Raw genomic sequence first — 18,230 nt, 5'->3', positions numbered from 1 at the left:
TAATACCATAAAGTTCCTGAGTCAGGCTGTGTCCTTAGCAGTCAGGCAGCGTTCTCACGAATTGTCTCTGATTCCGCTTTTGAAGTGAGTGGGGTGACTTTGTCAATCTCTACACCTGAATGCTTACCACGAGTGTTCTTCCAGTCAAGAGTTGCTGCTTGACTTTCTCCGTAGTTAAAAAAATTATCATAGGGATAAGATATGATCTCCCAATTATTAGCTTCATCTAAAATAATTCCGCGACATTGCTGTACTATTTTTTCTTCTAAGGGAGATTCTATTTGGGAATATTTTAAGCAGACGAGATCAGGAAACTGCTGATGGCGATTGACTTTAATTTTAAATTGATTACATAAACTCTCTAACCCCTGTGTTCTTAAATAATCCTGTAACTCCATCTTTATGTTTCCTAATCTCTATTGTTGCTAAGTTGACCAGCATGATGAACCCTATATGGCATGTATTTTTATGTAACTTAATTGTAACACAATTAATCTTTCTGGCAAAAACCTCACGGGGTGACAAGCTAATTGAAAATCTTACAGGGGTGTTTGTTAATGGGGTTAGGTGAAGCGCGAACATCGTCATGGCGTAGTAGTTGATTAAAACTATCTATGCAGTTGGATTGGTGAAAATTGCTTCAACTGCTCGGAATTACAACAACACGAGTCGCGCTCATTAAACCCAAAACCTAAAACCTAAAACCTAACACCTGCCTAGGTTTGAGCTTTGTTGTCACCCCTTGAGGTATTTGTTACAGCCCCTGCCAACATTTTCTATCTCAAAAACGCTGTACGAAGTGCCTTGAACACAAGATCCCGGTTTTTGAGGATGATTCTGTTTTTCGGCAACCCTGCTGGGGCATGTAAAACGGTTTTGGCTTTTGAGAAGGTCAAGAACCCTTCATGGCCGTGATAATGCCCCATGCCGGAATGCCCGATCCCACCAAAGGGGGCATCATCGGCCATCACTTGCATGGCGGTATCATTGATGGATACGCCGCCGCTATGGGTGTTTTTCAGGAGGTGCTCGATCAGCGCGTTGTTCGTTGACATGATATATAAGGCCAACGGACGTGGGCGCGCATTGATATAGCCAATGACCTCATCAACATTTTTATAGCTCATCACAGGCAGGATAGAGCCAAAGATTTCCTCCTGCATGACGCTCATCTCCTCGCTGACATTGGTCACGACATGCGGATATATCAGCCGCCCATCGCTTTCCTCATGGTCTTTTACAGGATGGATGTTTGCACCTTTAGCTTTTGCATCGTCTAAAAATCGTTGCAGGCGATCATACTGTCTGTCGGTGATAATATGGGTATGCGTGTTTTTATTGTTACTGCTGATGTGGTATTCGGTGTAACGCTTGATAAACGTCTCAACAAATTCCTGCTCTCTGGCTTCGGGAACAAATACATAATCCGGTGATACGCAGATTTGACCTGAGTTAGTCGATTTACCGATGATCAGCGCATCTACAGCAGCATTCATATTGGCATCTTCGCCAATAATCGTGGGGGATTTACCGCCCATCTCCAAAGTGATGGGAGTAAGGTTATCGGCTGCTGCTTTTGCGACCAGCTTGCCGACAGTGGTTGATCCGGTAAAAATCAGATGATCAAATGGCAAGGCGGAAAATGCTGCGCCCATATCGGCTTCACCTTCGATGATGACGATATGATCAGAGATAGTTTCCACGACCTTGCGAAGCATTTGATTGGCGTTCGGTGTAAACTCGCTCATTTTAATCATTACGCGATTCCCTGCGGCCAGAGCTTGTATGGCTGGGCCAAGGGCAAGGAAGAACGGGAAGTTCCACGGTGTAATCACACCAACCACGCCTAATGGCTGATAATGTACAGTAACGCTGGAAGGGGTAAGCAATAAACCCGCATGGCGTTTGGATGGTTTCATCCATTTTTTGAGGTTCTTTAAAGCGTAATTGATTGCTGCAACGCTTGGCAATACATCGGCAATCAATGAATCAAACTCGCTGCGATAGCCGTAATCCTTTTTCAAAGCGTCATAGATTGCTTGCTCATTCTCGATCAGAGACTTCTTTAGTTTTAATAGCACCTCCTTGCGGTCTTTGTAGCTTGGGGCTGGCGCGTTGTTATACGCTGCCTTCATTGCCTCAAAGTCAGCTTGAAGCTGTGCCTGCGGGTTGGTGTTTTCTGTTTCTACTTTAATGTTTACTACTTTAGTCATGGTCTTTCTCCTTTAGGTGTGTTTAAAATTGGGTAATTCTCTAACTTTTCTGGCTAACAACGCTTTCGATGATCACTGTCATATCTTCAATAAACTGCTCTCTGGATGTTTCTTCCAGCAACAGACCTTTTCCGGCAGAGATCAGAGCAAAGGCCGTTCCTGTTGCTTTTTCACTTGATGCATAGTTATGGCGTTCAAGAAAATCGGCTAGCCGCGCTCTGAACCGCAATGGCCAGTCCTCTTCGGAAGAATGCGTTGCCTGCAAAGCATCGTTCAATATTTCAGTTCCGTGGGAGTTCCTGACAATTTCTACTGCTTCGCCGATCAGGATATCAAAGACATTGATTAGCGTACGTAATGGTGGAAGATCTTCATTACTTAATGCTGCAAAAATTCGGGCATACATACCGGATAGATAGGTATGGAGCGTCCATTCATAACATTTTTCCTTTGAGCCAAATTTTTTATAAATCGACTGTCTGGAAACCCCTGCTGCACGGGCAATATCTTCCATAGATGTTTTGCGAAACCCATATTGAGCGAATGTTGCAAGAATATCTTTGGCATTTTCTTTTTCATTTTCCTTTTTTACTGTATTTAACATCTCTTCAATCCCATATTTTTAAGCAAATGATATGTCCCGATGACCGGCAGAAACTGAATGCAAAATCGCTTCTACATCTCTGCGTCGCATCACTTTTGGAACGGCATAAGAACGCCATGCCTCGGCCAGCGCATCTTTAGCAATCTTTTGGAAATCCTTTTCCTCAAGCTCTGTCAGGTTGGCTGGAATGCCGACTTGTTCCGCCAATTGATCAACACGCGCACTAAAATGTTCGGCAAGTGTATCTGTATCTGCTGACGCTTCACCGCCCAGCATCACTTCCAGTTTAGCAAAACGCTCTGCGCAGGCCGACTTATTAAAACGTAAAACTCTTGGGAGTATGATGGCATTCGCCAAACCATGTGGTGTATTATAATGGGCGCTTACCTGATGCGAAATCGCATGGACGTAGCCCAAACTTGATTTGGTAAAAGCATAGCCTGCCAGGAAAGATGCTTGCGCCACCATCTCACGGGCCTTCAAATCGCCACCGTCAGCGTAAGCAGCCGGTAGAAAATCAAAGAGCAGTTTGATGGCCATCGCCGCATCACGATCCGTATCGGCAAAATTATTGCGTGATGTGTAGGCTTCAATCGCATGGGTAAGCACATCCATACCAACCGCTGCGGTCATATGTGCCGGCAAGGATTTTAGAAGCTCTGGATCGAGTGCCGCAGCAATCGGGACATATTTAGGATCAACGAAAAATTGTTTCTTATGGGTTTTCGGATCTGAAATCACGGCAGTATTTGTAACCTCTGATCCGCTTCCTGATGTTGTGGGAACGACATAAAACGGTAACGGAGGCTCTTTAACCTTTAAAATACCTGCCAGTTTATCCAGGCTTCGATTGTTTGTGCTGGCTGCTGAGACAACTTTTGCAACATCGATAATTGATCCGCCGCCTATGGCAAAAACACTATCACACTCATTGTCTTTACTGACTTTAAGGGCAGCTTCTACTTGTTCAAAAGTGGGGTTGGGTTTAACGCCATCAAATATAGTCACTTCACAATCATGTACTTTAAGGTGTTCCAGGAACCCATCAAGCATACCTTTTTCCAATAAAAAGTTGTCTGTGATCAGAAGTGGCTTTTTCTGACCTGCGGCAATCATCAGATCCGCCAGTTTTTGCGTAGACCGAGATCCGGAAAAAACCAGAGGTTTTTGTATCGGGTAAAAAGTTGAAAGTGCCCGAAGCGCATATGTGATCGGTGTTGGTAGCATTTTTTTTCTCCTAAATGTAAAGCGTTGCGTTACAACTAACTGTCATAGTTGTAACCCTTACATTTACAACTATGACAGTTAAATTCACTAATGTCAATTTTAAGTTTACATTTTTATTTAAAACTGTAAACTTGCAAGAATTGAGGGGTATTGGAGGGGTGAGTGCTTGGTATGGTGCTTGATCGCCGAAAGCAGCATCACCCCAGCGATACCGATGAGTATCGCCACATAGTCCCCGATACCCAGTGTTTCGCCAAACAACAAGCTACCGAGAATGGCAGTTTAGATGGTTTCTGTTTTACATAGGCTGTGCCTACGGCAAAATTGCGATAACCAAACAGAATTACCACCAGTCTTGATTAAGGGAGTGAGACATCAGTGCTATGGCTTATGCCCCTAAGTCATAGTCTAAAGTTGCAATTATTGTGGGTCGAGAATTTATGATTGTGGTCTCAGAATGTCGATGATTGCGGGTCGAGCGACTTATGATTGCAGGTCGCTACATATACCAACTAGCATTGTCAGTTATCACCAAATCATACTTCCCCTACGATTGGGCAACCACTCAACACAATCTGGGTAATGCCTACTGTCAAAGAATTGCCCACGACAGGGATATTCAGAGCCTGATTGATCAAGGCACCGCTATGATTGAGTGGTATGTTACCAGGGATAAAATTCTTACCTTTGTTGTCACCAGTCACAGTCAGCAGCCCATAGTTGTGCCATCCTCTCCTGAAAAGCTGAAAACCTTGGAAGAGTGGGATAAAGACTATACCAATGCCTACCGCAACCAAAAAAATCAATGGATAACCGATCTATCCTCTCGTCTGGCGGAACTCGCTACAATACTAGATATTGATAACATTATTTCCAAGATTGATGGAATATTTGAGAAAGTTGGGGGTAAATGCGATCGCTTAATTCTAGTGCCCCATCGTTTCCTGCATTTGTTTCCCCTCCACGCTTTACCGTTATCAAAGGGAAATTTACTTATCGACCGCTTTGAAAGAGGGGTAAGTTATGCTCCTAGTAGCCAGTTACCAAATTTTGATATTGTGGCTGACAGATGAAATCACGACATTTCCGAAGTATCTCAGTAAACCAACGCAAGTCAGCATTATCTTCTACCCCTTCAATCCCATTCCGAGTGGCTAGGGATTCAGCAGCATCAGCTAAATCACCATCCCACTCTTCGATTACGTCAAGAGCTTCTAGCGCTTCTGGATTATTGGCCAGTTCGGAACGTAAGCTTGAAATCTGTTCTGATGTAAGTGTAGTCATCAAGTTAGTAGAGTAAACTTGCTGAATTTGACAACAACTTTCAGTTTACAACAATTGTTATCGAAAATAGCGCTTTATATGCCGTTGCTTAATAATGGAATGATTTTAAGCGCACCTGTGGAATGGGGATATTGGTGGAACTGGCATCTTGCCAGTTTCAATCTATTTTCCTGCGGGCAGGATGCCCACTCTATAATGGAATGATTTTAAGCGCACCTGTGGAATGGGGATCTTGGTGGAACTGGCATCTTGCCAGTTTCATGCTTATTTTCCTGGGGGCAGGATGCCCACTCTATAATGGAATGATTTTAAGGGAACCTGTGGAATGGAGAGCTTGGTGGAACTGGCATCTTGCCAGTTTCATGCTTATTTTCGTGCGGCCAGGATGCCCACTCTATAATGGAATGATTTTAAGGGAACCTGTGGAATGGAGAGCTTGGTGGAACTGGCATCTTGCCAGTTTCATGCTTATTTTCCTGGGGGCAGGATGCCCACTCTATAATGGAATGATTTTAAGGGAACCTGTGGAATGGAGAGCTTGGTGGAACTGGCATCTTGCCAGTTTCATGCTTATTTTCCTGCGGGCAGGATGCCCACTCTACTCCTATTCATTCAGAGACTGACGCAACGGCCTTTATATTATATTGATAGCAATCTGTGTCGAAATTTTGATAATTTTTCTTCCCTACTCCCTACTCCCTACTCCCTATTCCCTTTACTATATAAGGTACCTTAAATTTTGTTAAACCTACTCGACACTGCCTGCTTTCTTGAAACTCTCTCAGGGCATCCGTGAAATAAATTGTACCAACAGGGGGGCGCTAAACAACAAAGCGATATCAATAACGGTGATAGTGGCGAAGCGAATCTTTTGACTACTCATAATTACTTATTTCCTCATTTATCAAGGTAGCTTAAATTGTTTTAACCCTACTCGACACTGCCTGCTTCCTTCAAACACCTTCAGGGCATCCGAGAAATAAATTGTACTAACAGGGGGGCGCTAAACAACAGAGCGATATCAATAACGGTGATAGTAGCGAAGCGAATTTGTTGAGTAGTCATAATTACTTATTTCCTCCAGCTGTTATCTAAAACTTCTTTAAAGTTGATGTGAATATACTACAGTCCACAATAATTCCAGTTCACGGACTTAGCTCACCCACCTTAGTGATTTTCCAGACCGATTGGTGTGATCTGGATCACAATAGCAAAGGGAGTAGGGAGTAGGGAGTAGGGAGTAGGGAGTAGGGAGTAGGGAGCGGTGCGACCCGTGATGGCGAGCAATCCCTTGACCGTAGGTCACGCGGGGCGCGTTCGCCATCACGGAAAGCCCACGCCCTGGGAACAGAAATTCTCGCATTTGTATTTGAGTTGTAAACAAATCCCTGAGGCAAGATGCAAGAGGGAAGAGGCAAGATGCAAGATGCAAGAGCTATATAGAGATTTTTGGGAATTGAAAAAACTCTAATCACTGTTTACAATTCATTTGGAAACCCGATACCAAGCCAGGTATTTTCCTTAATGCATATAAAAGTTAATTTGTCAAGCAAATTTACTGAACTTTTATTCTAGGCAAAATGTCCTAGAAGCCTGTGGTAAATTTAACTCAAAGACTGCGGAAGCTTGCCAATCGAAAAGATTGGCATAGGGAGGATTCCGTTCCCCGATTCTCATCAGTCAAGGGTGTATCTGAGGGTGTATCTGATTTTTATTCAACCGCTGGTAATACAACTAGCTTGCTCCGGATTAGGTAGCGCTAGCCCTGTATCAAGAGGTAAACATCCCATGCGGCAAATTAATTTGTAATCAGAGTTAAAACTTCTGCTGATGACACCCTTTTTTCGCAAGGCTTTTGCCCATCTACCCAAAAAAACTCCTAGGTCACAGCCATCAGATGGTCACTCTAGCGCTAATCAAGCCTCTACTTCCAGGAGGTTCGATGCTAAACCAGATCATCGTCGGCCTTCGTTCCCAAGATATTCTTTAGTCCTACTATTATTCCTCAGCTGTAGTATTTCCATTGGGTTAACTACAACGTTAGTGTCTGCCCAAAGTGATGGTAGTAGCACCGATTCCAACAAAACCCTACGGGAGAGTACCATCGAGGAACTCAAGGAAAAATCTCAACCTACCTTTGCTCTACCTTCCCCACCAACTAAAGCTCCTGAGATCGATGCTCCTCCTGCTGGTAAGTACATCCTAGAATTCAATCGCAGCCCAGTAGTAGGGTCTCGTCTTAGTTTAAGAGGCATCTATGACGAGGCGCGGCTAGGGTTTACTCGTCCCCGAGATTGGCAACTCAAATCTGTCAAAGCCTTGATTCGCTTTCGCCATTCTCCAGCCCTCTATGCCACTCGCTCTAATCTTACCGTTCTAATTAATGGTGTTAGCGTTGGCAGTATTCCTCTCAACCGCCAGGAGGGGGAAATTGGGAATGTGCTCTTTAATATTCCGATCGACCAACTCCGTAACTACAACCAAATCACAATTGCGGCGCTACAGAATAACTCTCCTACCTGTACTCAAGACCCCTATGATCCTTCCCTATGGACAGAAATTCTGCCGGATTCTAAAATAGTCTTTGATTTTGAACCCCAACCGGTTTCTCTAGACTTCAATCGCTATCCTTACCCAATCTTTGATGACCTTAGTCTAGAACCAAATCAAATTACTTATTTGTTGCCTAAGAAGATTGATGATAATTGGTTAACTAGCACTGCTCGTTTCCAAGCTTCCTTAGGTAGGCTAGCGGATTATCGTCGCCTGAAGACCTCCTTAGTGAAATCGGTTAAAGAGGCCAGTGGAACGGGGATTAATCGCTTTTCTGGTAATCGATTGGTAATCATAGGCACACCAGAACAACAGCCAGAACTCAAATCCCTGAAATTGCCCCTTCCTGTAGGAAACAATAAGATTCTCGATGCTAAGGACAAAGCCTTACCACCGGATGTCGGGGTCTTAATGTTAACCACCACTCCTGGCAATGAAGCCGCAGTATTGGTAGCAACGGGTAATGGGCCAGAAGGAGTGGCGAAAGCAGTACAGTTTTTAGTGCAATCCCAAGACCGTCAAATTGCTACCAGTCAAGTGATCTTAGTCGAAAAGCTGGAGGAAGTGCCAACCCCTGCACCCCGTGATTGGCCAGACTATTTACCTCTAGAACCCACATTCAAGCTCAGCGACCTCAAAACTCCCTACAATCAACCGATTGAGGATATCACAGTCAGGGGTTCCGATTCTCCACCCATTACGATTGACTTCCGGGCATTGCCCGATGATCAGTTTGAGGGGAATAACTATATGAACCTAATTTATAGCTATAGCCCTCAAATTAATCCCAAAACCTCAGTAGTGGAAGTCAAGCTAGATGGCATTGCCCTGATCGGCAAAAAGCTAAAGTCCATCGATGGTGGCACTAGAGAGTCCCTGAGAGTTGCCCTGCCTACTGACAAAATCAACCCCTATTCTAAAATCGAGGTGGATTTTCGTCTTGATGCTCGGGAACGCCGCTCCTGTAGCAAAGTAACTGACCAACAGCTTTGGGGTACGTTGCACAGTGATACAAATTTTGAACTCCAGCGCACCAGTGTTGCCAAAGTACCAGATTTGGGGTTGCTGAAAACTGGTTTCCCCTTTGCTGCTCCTCAGGATTTATCCAATACCGTTATTGTGCTACCAAAAGACCCCTCAACCAGTGTACTGATGACATTACTAAAGTTCACTAACAGACTGGGACGGTTAAGCAAAGCAGAATCAATCCAGCTATCAGTTTACACCAAAGACTCTTTACCGACTGAGGAACGCAGTGACCATCATCTGGTCGGAATTGGTACTCAAAATAAATTTCCGTTTCCCGAAATTTTCTCCTCTGGTGACTTGAAATTAAAAGATTTCTTGACACGGCAGCGCAGTGATAGTCAGATTCAAACCTGGTCTGATCATGATGGGGTGATCAAAGAAATTATCTCGCCATGGAATAAAGAACGGGTGCTGCTTGCTCTAATTGCTCAAACTGACAAAGGTTTAGATAAAGTCCAAGATTTCTTAAGCCAAGACCCACTATTCTCTCAAATCAAGGGAGACACGGTACTAATTAGTGCTAACTCGGAAAATCCCGATATTTATGACCAAAATTCTTATAATATGGATTTTTTCCAGCAAGAGCGAAAGCGTCAAATGGAAAAACCTGAGTTGACTCAGCAAATTTTTAACTTCATAATAAGAAGTTGGTTGATGTTAGCTCCAGCTATTATAGCTGCTACCCTGATTAGTTACGGGGTTATTCAGTTTTATCTACAGAAAATGGCTAGGGATAGAAATTAATGACTATTCCATTTTTAAAGATTAGGTCAAAACCGGGTCAAAGAGGCTTGGTGACGACACCCCAACAGCGAGAGAAACTAACAGTCTGGGTAGTGGAAGACTTCCCCTATATATTTGGCGAGATTTTACAGTGGCTAAGTCGCCGTCAATTGCTGTTGCTAATTGTATCTTTACTATTACTATTCATTCCTCTAATTACTGCTCGCCCACCAATTTGGCAACAAGGGTTGCTTGGTTTAATTTTGTTACTGGTGGGACGGGTGATTATTCAGATGGAGGAAGATAAACCCAATCGTAAAACCAGTGAATATCTCCACTTATTGTTGGTTTTACTTAGCGTTTTCACTACCCTACGCTATTTTTATTACCGCACTCGATATACCCTTAATTTTGAAGGGTGGCTGAATATCGTTTTTTGCTTCCTGTTGTATGGAGCAGAATTGTATGCGATCGCTACCTTATTTTTGGCTTACTTTCAAACTATAAAAATTAAAGAACGTAAAGCAGTAAGTTTAGAAACTATTCCCCAAGAGGAGTGGTTTAGCGTTGATATTTACATTCCTACCTATAACGAAGATATCGAAATTGTCCGCAAAACAACCTTAGCGGCTGTAGCCATTGACTATCCGGCTGATAAAAAATCAGTTTATGTCCTTGATGATGGCAGAAAGTATCCAGAGCGTAGGGAAAAGTTGCGCCAAATGTGTGAGGATATAGGCTGCGAACTCCTAACTCGGGATAACAATGACCATGCTAAAGCTGGCAATATCAATACGGCTTTTCACAATACCAAAGGAGATTTAGTCCTTATTCTGGATTGTGACCACATTCCCGCTAAAAGCTTATTGAAGGAAACTGTTGGCTTCTTTTTTAACCCTAAGGTTTCCTTTGTCCAGACACCCCACTGGTTCTACAACCCAGACCCCTTTGAGCGTAATCTGCTCACAGAAGGCAGAATACCTGTGGGTAATGAACTGTTTTATAAGGTGCTGCAAAAGGGCAATGATTTCTGGAATGCAGCTTTCTTTTGTGGGTCTGCGGCGGTGATTCGGAAAACCCACGTCATGGAAATCGGAGGGATTGCTACCGAAACAGTTACCGAAGACTGCCATACTGCCTTCCGTCTGCACTCAAAGGGTTACGAGTCGGTCTACTACGACAAGATTATGGTGGCAGGTTTAGCGCCAGAGAAATTTTCGGCCTATATCGGTCAACAGGTACGTTGGGCAAGGGGAATGGCTCAGATTCTGCGCCTGGAAAATCCCTTATTCAACCGGAAGGTGAATTTGAGCCTGGCGCAACGGTTGTGCTACATGAGTGCCACATCCCACTTTTTCTTCGGCTTCCCCCGATTGATGTATGCGATCGCACCCACTCTATTCTTATTATTTGGCATCAATTCGGTTAAGGGTCTCGGTTTTGAAACCTTGTGCTATGCTCTGCCTCACGTTATCTTATCGATGCAGACCAACCACATTCCCTACAAGCACGTCCGTTTTTCCTTCTGGAACGAGATTTTTGAATTTGCCCTGTCATTCCAGGCGGGAATTGTTACCCTCTTAGCTCTGATTAATCCTAAGTTAGGGTCTTTCAATGTTACCGATAAAGGGATGAATGTTACCAAGCGCAGCTTTGATTTTGATTCGGTAAAGTACCTGGTGTTAGTGGCTGCACTGGCTACTGCTGCCTTGTTTACTGTACCCCTGTGGCTATGGTTAAGACCAGAGGATAGCCAAGCGGTGATTGTTAATGTGTTTTGGTCTATCTTTAACTTAATCCTGCTGATTGCTGCTTGTCTAGTTGCTTTCGAGCAACCCCAACTCCGTCGATCCCACCGGATGCCAAGGAAGTTAACGGCTGTGATTCATACTCCACACCACCGTTGGATCGGTAAAACCGTTAATATTAGTGAAAGTGGCGTCCAAATTCTGCTGAATACCCTACCCAACATCCCTGATGAAATTAGAGTGGAAATCGAAGGAGACTACGGACACAAGTGCTTGGTCCGAGGGCGGGTGGTTCGAGAAGTTGCCATGGGGGAGCAGGTGAGGCTATTTGTTGATTTTATTGAGCTCACCCGTACTCAGCACGATGATCTGGTTTTAGTTATTTATTCTGATGTCAATGAGTGGTATTCCCAGAGACGATCTCAGACAGACCATCCTCTGGAATCCCTTAAGTTTATTGCTACGAGTATCAGACGAGTCTTCCGTGAATTCCGACCAGCTAAACAGACGAAGGTACGTCAACAGGTTCAAACGCCGGTGGAATTATACTGGGATTACTGGAAAAACTATTCCGTTAGCGCGACAATCACGGAAATTGGAACTCATGATTTACGGTTGGAATTAGATGGCAGCCAGATTAGCAATCTCGATATCATGCAGCAGACTAAACCCATGATCAGTTTACTGGTAACTCAGGAATCTAATCACTTACAAGATTTGAGCTTTTTGGCTAAGGTCGAAACTATAGAGGAGTTAGTTGATACCGGATCTGTTGATTCGATTGCGATCGAGTTAAGTTTCCCAGAATCAATGAAACAACAGCAACGGCTCAAAATTCCACAGCTTCTCGATCGTTTAGATTGATGGTAAACAGAACAAGGAATAGGGAAAATGAACCCTTTAACTCTTGACCTGCGACCAGTCCTCAGGTTAACCCACCGAGAATTTGAGAAAATTGCAGTAGCTAACCGGGATTTGCGGTTGGAACTGACTGCTGATGGAGAACTAATTGTTATGCCCCCAACAGGAGGAAATACCGGTAGGCGTAATGCTGATATAACTTACCAACTGCAAGCTTGGAATCGTCAGACCCAACTTGAGGTGCGACCCGTGGCGAATTTAATTCGCCAACGGAAAGCGCACCTTGGGGAAGTTTTCGACTCCTCTACTGTCTTTCAACTCCCCAATGGAGCAGGACGTTCTCCTGATACAGCTTGGGTTAGCTCAGACCGATGGAACAGCCTTAGTCTTGAGGAACAAGAAAGCTTTCCACCTCTATGTCCTGACTTTGTGATTGAATTGCGCTCCAAAACTGATTCTCTGACATCTCTACAGAACAAGATGCTGGAGTATATGGATAATGGCTGTCGCCTCGGTTGGTTGATTAACTATCAAAATCAACAGGTTGAGATATACCGCTCTGGTAAAGCAAAAGAAATTCTACAATCTCCCCAGATTATTTCTGGTGAGGAGGTATTACCCGGTTTCCGATTGGATTTGAAGTTGATTTGGAAATAGGCTAACTTAAGCGCGTTTATCGCACTTATGAGATACGGTTTTTTTTTGACGCTGATTCGCTTCAAAACCTCTTTATTCTTTTCTTTTGCCTTTTGCCTTAATTTAAAGTGTATTTGCTAAAATTCTGGTAACATTGTCATTAGGATTGGTCTGATTGAGATAACTAGACCAATTTTTTTTAGCTTAAATTGCTGCACTCTTTACCAAATCAGCTTTTGCAGCTATTGTCTCACCCCCTGAGCTTTAAAAGCTAACACCTACGACCTTAACTATTATTGACACTCCCCGGTCTAAAGACGCGGGGATTCCTAGATCAACGAGCCACCTTAAACCATTATGTTCCAATCTTTGACGCCGCCAAAAATTAGACAATGCCTAAACCAAAAACCCGTATTGACCAAGTTTCCAGTCAGTTCACAACAGACCCAGAGGGCGATTCTCGCGATTGCGTTTGATTACTTAATAGGAAGTGCCTTAAAAAGTCCGTTTCCCTTCCTTTTCATCTGGTTCCGGTGTGCCGGAGACGAAACCTTATCAGAGGGTCGCCTTAATAAAAAAGTTTTAACCAAAGGTGCGCTTTCCGTTCTCCGTAGGAGACGCGGGGCGCGTTCGGCGAATTAAATTCGCCACGGGTCGCACCTCTTTTATGCATAGCCTGTAACCCTTAAAGGCTCCACTCTTCTTACGGTAACTTCTAACCCCACCGTACCGTGTTATCTCAAACCGTGATTTTTTCTGGGTTCACACACCAATTTTTAGTTGATGATTGGATTTTTAGCGATGCAGCGCGGTCTTGGGGGTTTCCCCCATGAGCGACTGCATCAAGAAAGGAGGACTTTCCCAGAGACGAAACCTTAGTAGAGTGGAGCCTTACTACAAAACCTTTTCCCTATGCTGCATAACCTGCCGACGCTCATTGGCTCCACTCTACTTACGGTAACTTCAAGCCCTCCGAGCATTACTTCTTCTAGGTCGATAAGTTACGGGTCTCTCTCCCGGCTCAGCCTACGGTTTTTCAGCCTGTACTCATGTTTTAATTATACCCTGGCGCGAGATAATTGTCAACTAAAAGCCGTCCTAGAAGGACGGGGCTTTAAACCCAGAATTTTTGGTAAATAACAAGATAAATAAATAACAACATTATATTATAGCAGAATAAACTATAATCAAAACACAATAGCATGTATCATAACTATGAGGTACACAGGATTTTTTCCCTACTCCCTACTCCCTACTCCCTACTCCCTACTCCCGCGCAACCCATAATGAAAGTACCTCACCCCATTGAGAACTGCTATATATGAACCTTGAAGACGCTCTGGAATTCGCCAATGCCTTAGTGTTTGCCAAATCGGGGAATCATCTCACTGATTTACAGCAAGCCTTAATTGAGGCATCTTGGTCTTGGAAGCGTCAGAGTTATGATACTATTGCAGATACCTATGGCTATGCCCCGACTTACCTCAAACATGATGTCGGTCCCAAGCTGTGGAAACTTCTCTCAGAGGCTTTGGGGGAAAGAGTCAGTAAAAAGAACTTTCGCTCAGCAATCGAACGAAGGTGGCGCACTCAACAGGAAACTAGCTCCTCGAACCAACAGGTAACTAGAGAAGAAACAGATGGGATTGGCCTAAGGCCACGCTACAGGAACGCAAAACCACGTCAAGATTGGTCAGAAGCCGTTGATGTTCGTTTCTTTTATGGAAGACAATCAGAACTAGCCCAGTTGCAGCAATGGATTCTGACAGAACACTGTCGGCTAGTGGCCTTGTTAGGTATGGGCGGCATGGGCAAAAGCTCCCTCTCGATCAAGCTTGCCCAACAACTCCAACACCAGTTTGAGTTTGTTATTTGGCGCTCCCTACGTAATGCTCCTGACCTATCAGAGATTTTGACTCAGTTGCTGAGATTTCTATCAAATCAGCAAGACATTGATTTACCAGATACTACAGACGAAAAAATTTCCCGACTGCTGAATGATATACGCTCCCACCGCTGTTTGCTAGTTCTCGACAATATGGAAACAATTTTACAAGGGGGAGCTCAAAGCAATGCTGCTGGACATTATCAAGCTGGATATGAAGAATACGGTCAACTGTTGAGACGATGGGGCGAAAGCTCCCATCAAAGCTGCTTATTACTAACCTCTCGGGAGAAGCCTCAAGAAATTGGACTGCTTGAAGCAGAAGTGCTACCTGTTCGCTCCCTACAACTAAGTGGCTTAACAACCGCTGAAGGACAGGAAATTTTTAATATTATTGGTTCTTTTGAAGGTGAAGAAAAGGAATGGACTAGGTTAATTAACGGGTATTCTGGTAATCCCTTAGCTCTAAAAATTGTGGCAACAACAATTAATAAATTATTCGCCGGTAATATTGCGGAGTTTTTAAATCAAAATGCGATAATTTTTGGCAATATTAAAAATCTTTTAGATCAGCATTTTGCTCGATTAAGCGATCCAGAACGAATAGTAATTTTTTGGCTCGCAATCAATCGAGAAAAAGCCTCATTTGCTAACTTACGAGATGATATATTTCCCCCCGTCTCACCCCAACAACTTATCGACACCCTGGAATCCTTGGAACAGCGATCGCTTGTGGAAAGAAAAGCGTCTTTTTTTTCCTTACAACCGGTGGTGATGGAATACGTAACTGAACGCTTGGTTGAGCAAATCTGTGAAGACGTTATTGCTGGTGTAACCGCCATTAATAAAACTAATAACAACTGGGAAAATTCCCTATTTAGGACTCATGCTCTTCTCAAAGCTCAGACCAAAGATTATCTTAGAAATACTCAAATTCGTCTCATTATTAAACCCATTGTAGAGCGTCTACAGATTGCTTTAACGGGTAAGGATAACCTAAAAACCCATCTAAATCAGATTCTCGACACGCTTCGAGGCAAACCTGCCTTAGCCATTGGCTACGCTGGTGGAAATATTATTAATCTCCTTTGTCAACAGCAAATCTGTTTAAAAGGCTATGATTTTTCAAGAGTTACCATTTGGCAAGCTTATCTACAAGGGGTGGATTTACAAGATGTCAATTTCGCTCACTCCGATTTATCCAAGTCAGTGTTTACTAAAACCTTAGGAGTCGTATTTGGGGTAGCGTTTAGTCCTGATGGTAAGCTTTTAGCTACTGGAGATGTAGAAGGTCAGTTGCGTTTATGGCAAGTCGAGAATGGTAAGCCAATTTTAATTTGCAAAGGTCATACCGGTTGGGTTTGGTCTGTGGCCTTTAGTCCTGATGGTAATACCCTAGCCAGTTGCAGTAGTGACAAAACTATTAAACTATGGAATGTCAGCACAGGTCAGTGTATTAAAACTTTAGAAGGCCATACCAGTTCTATTTGGTCAGTAGCATTCAGTAGGGATGGTAAAACCCTAGCCAGTGGTAGTGATGAATCAACAGTAAGGCTTTGGGATGTAAACACTGGTGAATGCCGTCAGGTATGTCAGGGACATACCGGTCAAGTCCTGTCGGTGGCCTTTAGTGCAGATAGTAAAACCTTAGCCAGTGCTAGTGATGACCAGACAGTGAGACTTTGGGATTTTAGTACTGGTGAATGTCGCCAGATCTGTCATGGTCATACTAATCGGATTTGGTCAGTTAATTTTAGTCCCGATGGTGGGATGTTAGCCAGTGCAAGTGCTGACTTTACCATTAGATTGTGGGACCCATGCACAGGTGAATGTCTCAACACCTTAACTAACCATAGCGACAGAATACGGTCAGTAATGTTTAGTGCAGATGGGCAAACCCTAGTCAGTGGCAGTGATGACCAGACGGTGAGGCTGTGGAATGTCAGCAGTGGTGAATGCCTGAACTACCTACAAGGACACACCAATTCTATATTTTCAGTGGCATTTAATCGGGATGGTCGCACCGTAGCTAGTGGCAGCAGTGACCAAACCGTACGTCTATGGAATAGCAACACAGGTAGATGTCTTAAAATTTTACAAGGATATACTAATTCTGTATTTTCAGCAGTATTCAGTCCCAATGGTCAACAATTAGCCAGTGCCAGTACTGACAACATGGTCAGGTTGTGGGATGTCAGTAATGATCACTGTTTAAAGAGACTGGAGGGACACACCGGTTGGGTGACTTCTGTGGCATTTCATCCCAATGGTGAAATTCTCGCTAGCAGCAGCGCTGACCAAACCATACACTTGTGGTCAGTAACTACAGGTCAATGCCTGAAAGTATTGTGTGGTCACTCCTATTGGGTGCAATCCGTTAGCTTTAGTCCTCTTGGTGAGACTCTTGCCAGTAGTGGTGATGACAAAACCATCCGCTTATGGGAGGTCAATACTGGTGAATGTTTTAAGATATTACGAGGTCACACCAGTTGGATTTGGTCTGTTACCTTCAGTGGAGACGGTCAAACCCTAGCCAGTGGTAGTGAAGACGAAACCATACGCTTATGGGATGTCAGGAGTAGTGAATGTCTCAAGGTTTTACAGGGTCACACTAGTCGGGTACAATCGGTAGCATTTAGTCCTGATGGCCAAACTCTAGTTAGCAGCAGTGGAGACCAAACTGTCCGGGTTTGGGATGTTAGGACTGGGGAATGTGTCAGGATTTTACGAGGCCATAGTAAAGGTGTCTGGTCTGTCGCCTTTAGTCCTGATGGTGAATTGATTGCCAGTGGTAGCTTAGATCAAACCGTAAGGCTTTGGCACGCAAGTACGGGTAACTATCTGAGAACCTTACACGGTCACAGGAATTCAGTACGGTCATCGATTGGGTTTAGTCCTGTAAAACATCAAGATCACCAGGGTAGGTCTGATCAAGAACAGGTGAGCAGTTATTGGCTTACTTGTGGCAGTAATGATGGGACTATTAAAGTTTGGGATACTCACACAGGTCAGTGTATTAAAACCTTGATTCCTGATCGACCTTACCAAGGTATGAACATCACAGGGGTTACCGGTTTGACCCTAGCACAGAAGTCAGCACTGGAAGCGTTGGGCGCGCTGAGTTGATGTCAAGAAGATTGGTAAGCTTTAATGCATATTAAATGGGTTTGAGCAAGGCAAAAGGCAAAAGGCAAAAGGCAAAAGGCAAAAGGCAAAAGGCAAAAGGCAAAAGGCAAAAGGCAAAAGGCAAAAGGCAAAAGGCAAAAGACAAAAGGCAAAAGGCAAAAGGCAAAAGGCAAAAGGCAAAAGGCAAAAGGCAAAAGGCAAAAGGCAAAAGGCAAAAGGCAAAAGGAAACTGGAATCTATTTTTTTTATTTTATTTAAATTTTGTGATTTTCTTTAAATAATATACAGTTTAAATGCACAACAGCTTATTAGTTTTTTGGAGTAAGAAACATGAGGAAGAA

General features: G+C 43.7%; 14 protein-coding genes. 8 read left to right on the top strand and 6 right to left on the bottom strand.

The genetic code is table 11. The features are described from left to right. Positions 1–41: 41 nt before the first annotated feature. The 4 genes from F6K46_RS24340 to F6K46_RS24325 all read right to left on the bottom strand — a co-directional run bounded on the left by F6K46_RS24340 (position 42) and on the right by F6K46_RS24325 (position 4,044). Positions 42–398 carry a hypothetical protein gene (locus F6K46_RS24340; protein ID WP_293052984.1) on the bottom strand — a complete coding sequence of 119 codons (357 nt, stop codon included), beginning with the start codon at positions 396–398 and terminating at the stop codon, positions 42–44. Positions 399–776: 378 nt separating this feature from the next. Next, positions 777–2,213, bottom strand: coding sequence for a coniferyl aldehyde dehydrogenase (locus tag F6K46_RS24335; RefSeq protein ID WP_293052987.1), 1,437 nt, complete (start codon positions 2,211–2,213; stop codon positions 777–779). 40 nt (positions 2,214–2,253) lie between these two features. Next, positions 2,254–2,817, bottom strand: coding sequence for a TetR/AcrR family transcriptional regulator (locus F6K46_RS24330; protein WP_293052990.1), 564 nt, complete (start codon positions 2,815–2,817; stop codon positions 2,254–2,256). 18 nt (positions 2,818–2,835) lie between these two features. Then, positions 2,836–4,044 carry an iron-containing alcohol dehydrogenase gene (locus F6K46_RS24325; RefSeq protein ID WP_075899087.1) on the bottom strand — a complete coding sequence of 403 codons (1,209 nt, stop codon included), beginning with the start codon at positions 4,042–4,044 and terminating at the stop codon, positions 2,836–2,838. Positions 4,045–4,529: 485 nt separating this feature from the next. On the opposite strand from F6K46_RS24325, the gene F6K46_RS24320 reads away from it, so the two are divergent. Continuing rightward, positions 4,530–5,117 (top strand): hypothetical protein, encoded by a 588-nt coding sequence (locus tag F6K46_RS24320; RefSeq protein ID WP_075899089.1) that lies wholly within the window; start codon positions 4,530–4,532, stop codon positions 5,115–5,117. On the opposite strand, the gene F6K46_RS24315 is transcribed toward F6K46_RS24320, so the two are convergent. Further along, positions 5,074–5,328: a hypothetical protein gene (locus tag F6K46_RS24315; RefSeq protein WP_198954016.1), complete on the bottom strand. Its 255-nt coding sequence runs from the start codon at positions 5,326–5,328 to the stop codon at positions 5,074–5,076. The genes F6K46_RS24320 and F6K46_RS24315 overlap by 44 nt on opposite strands. Before the next feature lie 529 nt (positions 5,329–5,857). Between F6K46_RS24315 and F6K46_RS24310 the strand changes: the two genes are divergently transcribed. Next, on the top strand, positions 5,858–6,064 hold the full coding sequence (locus tag F6K46_RS24310) for a hypothetical protein (protein ID WP_293053003.1): 207 nt from the start codon (positions 5,858–5,860) through the stop codon (positions 6,062–6,064). Between the two features lie 417 nt (positions 6,065–6,481). On the opposite strand, the gene F6K46_RS24305 is transcribed toward F6K46_RS24310, so the two are convergent. Continuing rightward, on the bottom strand, positions 6,482–6,760 hold the full coding sequence (locus F6K46_RS24305) for a hypothetical protein (protein WP_293053006.1): 279 nt from the start codon (positions 6,758–6,760) through the stop codon (positions 6,482–6,484). Positions 6,761–7,158: 398 nt separating this feature from the next. On the opposite strand from F6K46_RS24305, the gene F6K46_RS24300 reads away from it, so the two are divergent. The 6 genes from F6K46_RS24300 (at position 7,159) to F6K46_RS24275 (ending at position 18,170) form a co-directional block, all read left to right on the top strand. Beyond that, entirely contained in the window at positions 7,159–9,654 is a 2,496-nt protein-coding gene (locus tag F6K46_RS24300; RefSeq protein ID WP_293053008.1) for a cellulose biosynthesis cyclic di-GMP-binding regulatory protein BcsB, read from the top strand. After that, the gene (bcsA, locus tag F6K46_RS24295) at positions 9,654–12,245 is read left to right on the top strand and encodes a UDP-forming cellulose synthase catalytic subunit (RefSeq protein ID WP_293053010.1); all 2,592 of its coding nucleotides are present in this window, start codon (positions 9,654–9,656) and stop codon (positions 12,243–12,245) included. Before F6K46_RS24300 ends, bcsA begins: the two co-directional genes overlap by 1 nt. 27 nt (positions 12,246–12,272) lie before the next feature. Next, positions 12,273–12,899: a Uma2 family endonuclease gene (locus tag F6K46_RS24290; protein WP_293053013.1), complete on the top strand. Its 627-nt coding sequence runs from the start codon at positions 12,273–12,275 to the stop codon at positions 12,897–12,899. A 1,181-nt stretch (positions 12,900–14,080) separates the two neighbouring features. Continuing rightward, positions 14,081–14,203, top strand: a complete 123-nt coding sequence (locus tag F6K46_RS24285) for a hypothetical protein (RefSeq protein ID WP_293053016.1) — start codon at positions 14,081–14,083, stop codon at positions 14,201–14,203. Further along, a complete protein-coding gene (locus F6K46_RS24280) occupies positions 14,200–17,889 on the top strand; it encodes an NB-ARC domain-containing protein (RefSeq protein WP_293053019.1) in 3,690 nt (1,229 codons plus the stop codon). Before F6K46_RS24285 ends, F6K46_RS24280 begins: the two co-directional genes overlap by 4 nt. 35 nt (positions 17,890–17,924) lie before the next feature. Further along, positions 17,925–18,170: a hypothetical protein gene (locus tag F6K46_RS24275; RefSeq protein WP_293117432.1), complete on the top strand. Its 246-nt coding sequence runs from the start codon at positions 17,925–17,927 to the stop codon at positions 18,168–18,170. Positions 18,171–18,230 lie beyond the last annotated feature (60 nt).

This window comes from Moorena sp. SIO3E8 (assembly GCF_010692445.1).
GTDB classification, from domain to species: Bacteria; Cyanobacteriota; Cyanobacteriia; order Cyanobacteriales; family Coleofasciculaceae; genus Moorena; species Moorena bouillonii.
The sequence above is the reverse complement of the archived record's forward strand: the minus strand, read 5'-3'. Positions and strand labels throughout refer to the sequence as shown.

What these genes read in the sequence shown, in the direction of transcription:
- F6K46_RS24320 (WP_075899089.1), top strand. Translation starts at nt 4,530, where the DNA reads ATGATTGCAGGTCGCTACATATACCAACTAGCATTGTCAGTTATCACC.
- F6K46_RS24300 (WP_293053008.1), top strand. Translation starts at nt 7,159, where the DNA reads ATGACACCCTTTTTTCGCAAGGCTTTTGCCCATCTACCCAAAAAAACT.
- F6K46_RS24310 (WP_293053003.1), top strand. Translation starts at nt 5,858, where the DNA reads ATGGAGAGCTTGGTGGAACTGGCATCTTGCCAGTTTCATGCTTATTTT.
- F6K46_RS24325 (WP_075899087.1), bottom strand. Translation starts at nt 4,044, where the DNA reads ATGCTACCAACACCGATCACATATGCGCTTCGGGCACTTTCAACTTTT.
- F6K46_RS24290 (WP_293053013.1), top strand. Translation starts at nt 12,273, where the DNA reads ATGAACCCTTTAACTCTTGACCTGCGACCAGTCCTCAGGTTAACCCAC.
- F6K46_RS24285 (WP_293053016.1), top strand. Translation starts at nt 14,081, where the DNA reads ATGTATCATAACTATGAGGTACACAGGATTTTTTCCCTACTCCCTACT.
- F6K46_RS24315 (WP_198954016.1), bottom strand. Translation starts at nt 5,328, where the DNA reads ATGACTACACTTACATCAGAACAGATTTCAAGCTTACGTTCCGAACTG.
- F6K46_RS24335 (WP_293052987.1), bottom strand. Translation starts at nt 2,213, where the DNA reads ATGACTAAAGTAGTAAACATTAAAGTAGAAACAGAAAACACCAACCCG.
- bcsA (WP_293053010.1), top strand. Translation starts at nt 9,654, where the DNA reads ATGACTATTCCATTTTTAAAGATTAGGTCAAAACCGGGTCAAAGAGGC.
- F6K46_RS24275 (WP_293117432.1), top strand. Translation starts at nt 17,925, where the DNA reads ATGGGTTTGAGCAAGGCAAAAGGCAAAAGGCAAAAGGCAAAAGGCAAA.
- F6K46_RS24330 (WP_293052990.1), bottom strand. Translation starts at nt 2,817, where the DNA reads ATGTTAAATACAGTAAAAAAGGAAAATGAAAAAGAAAATGCCAAAGAT.
- F6K46_RS24340 (WP_293052984.1), bottom strand. Translation starts at nt 398, where the DNA reads ATGGAGTTACAGGATTATTTAAGAACACAGGGGTTAGAGAGTTTATGT.
- F6K46_RS24280 (WP_293053019.1), top strand. Translation starts at nt 14,200, where the DNA reads ATGAACCTTGAAGACGCTCTGGAATTCGCCAATGCCTTAGTGTTTGCC.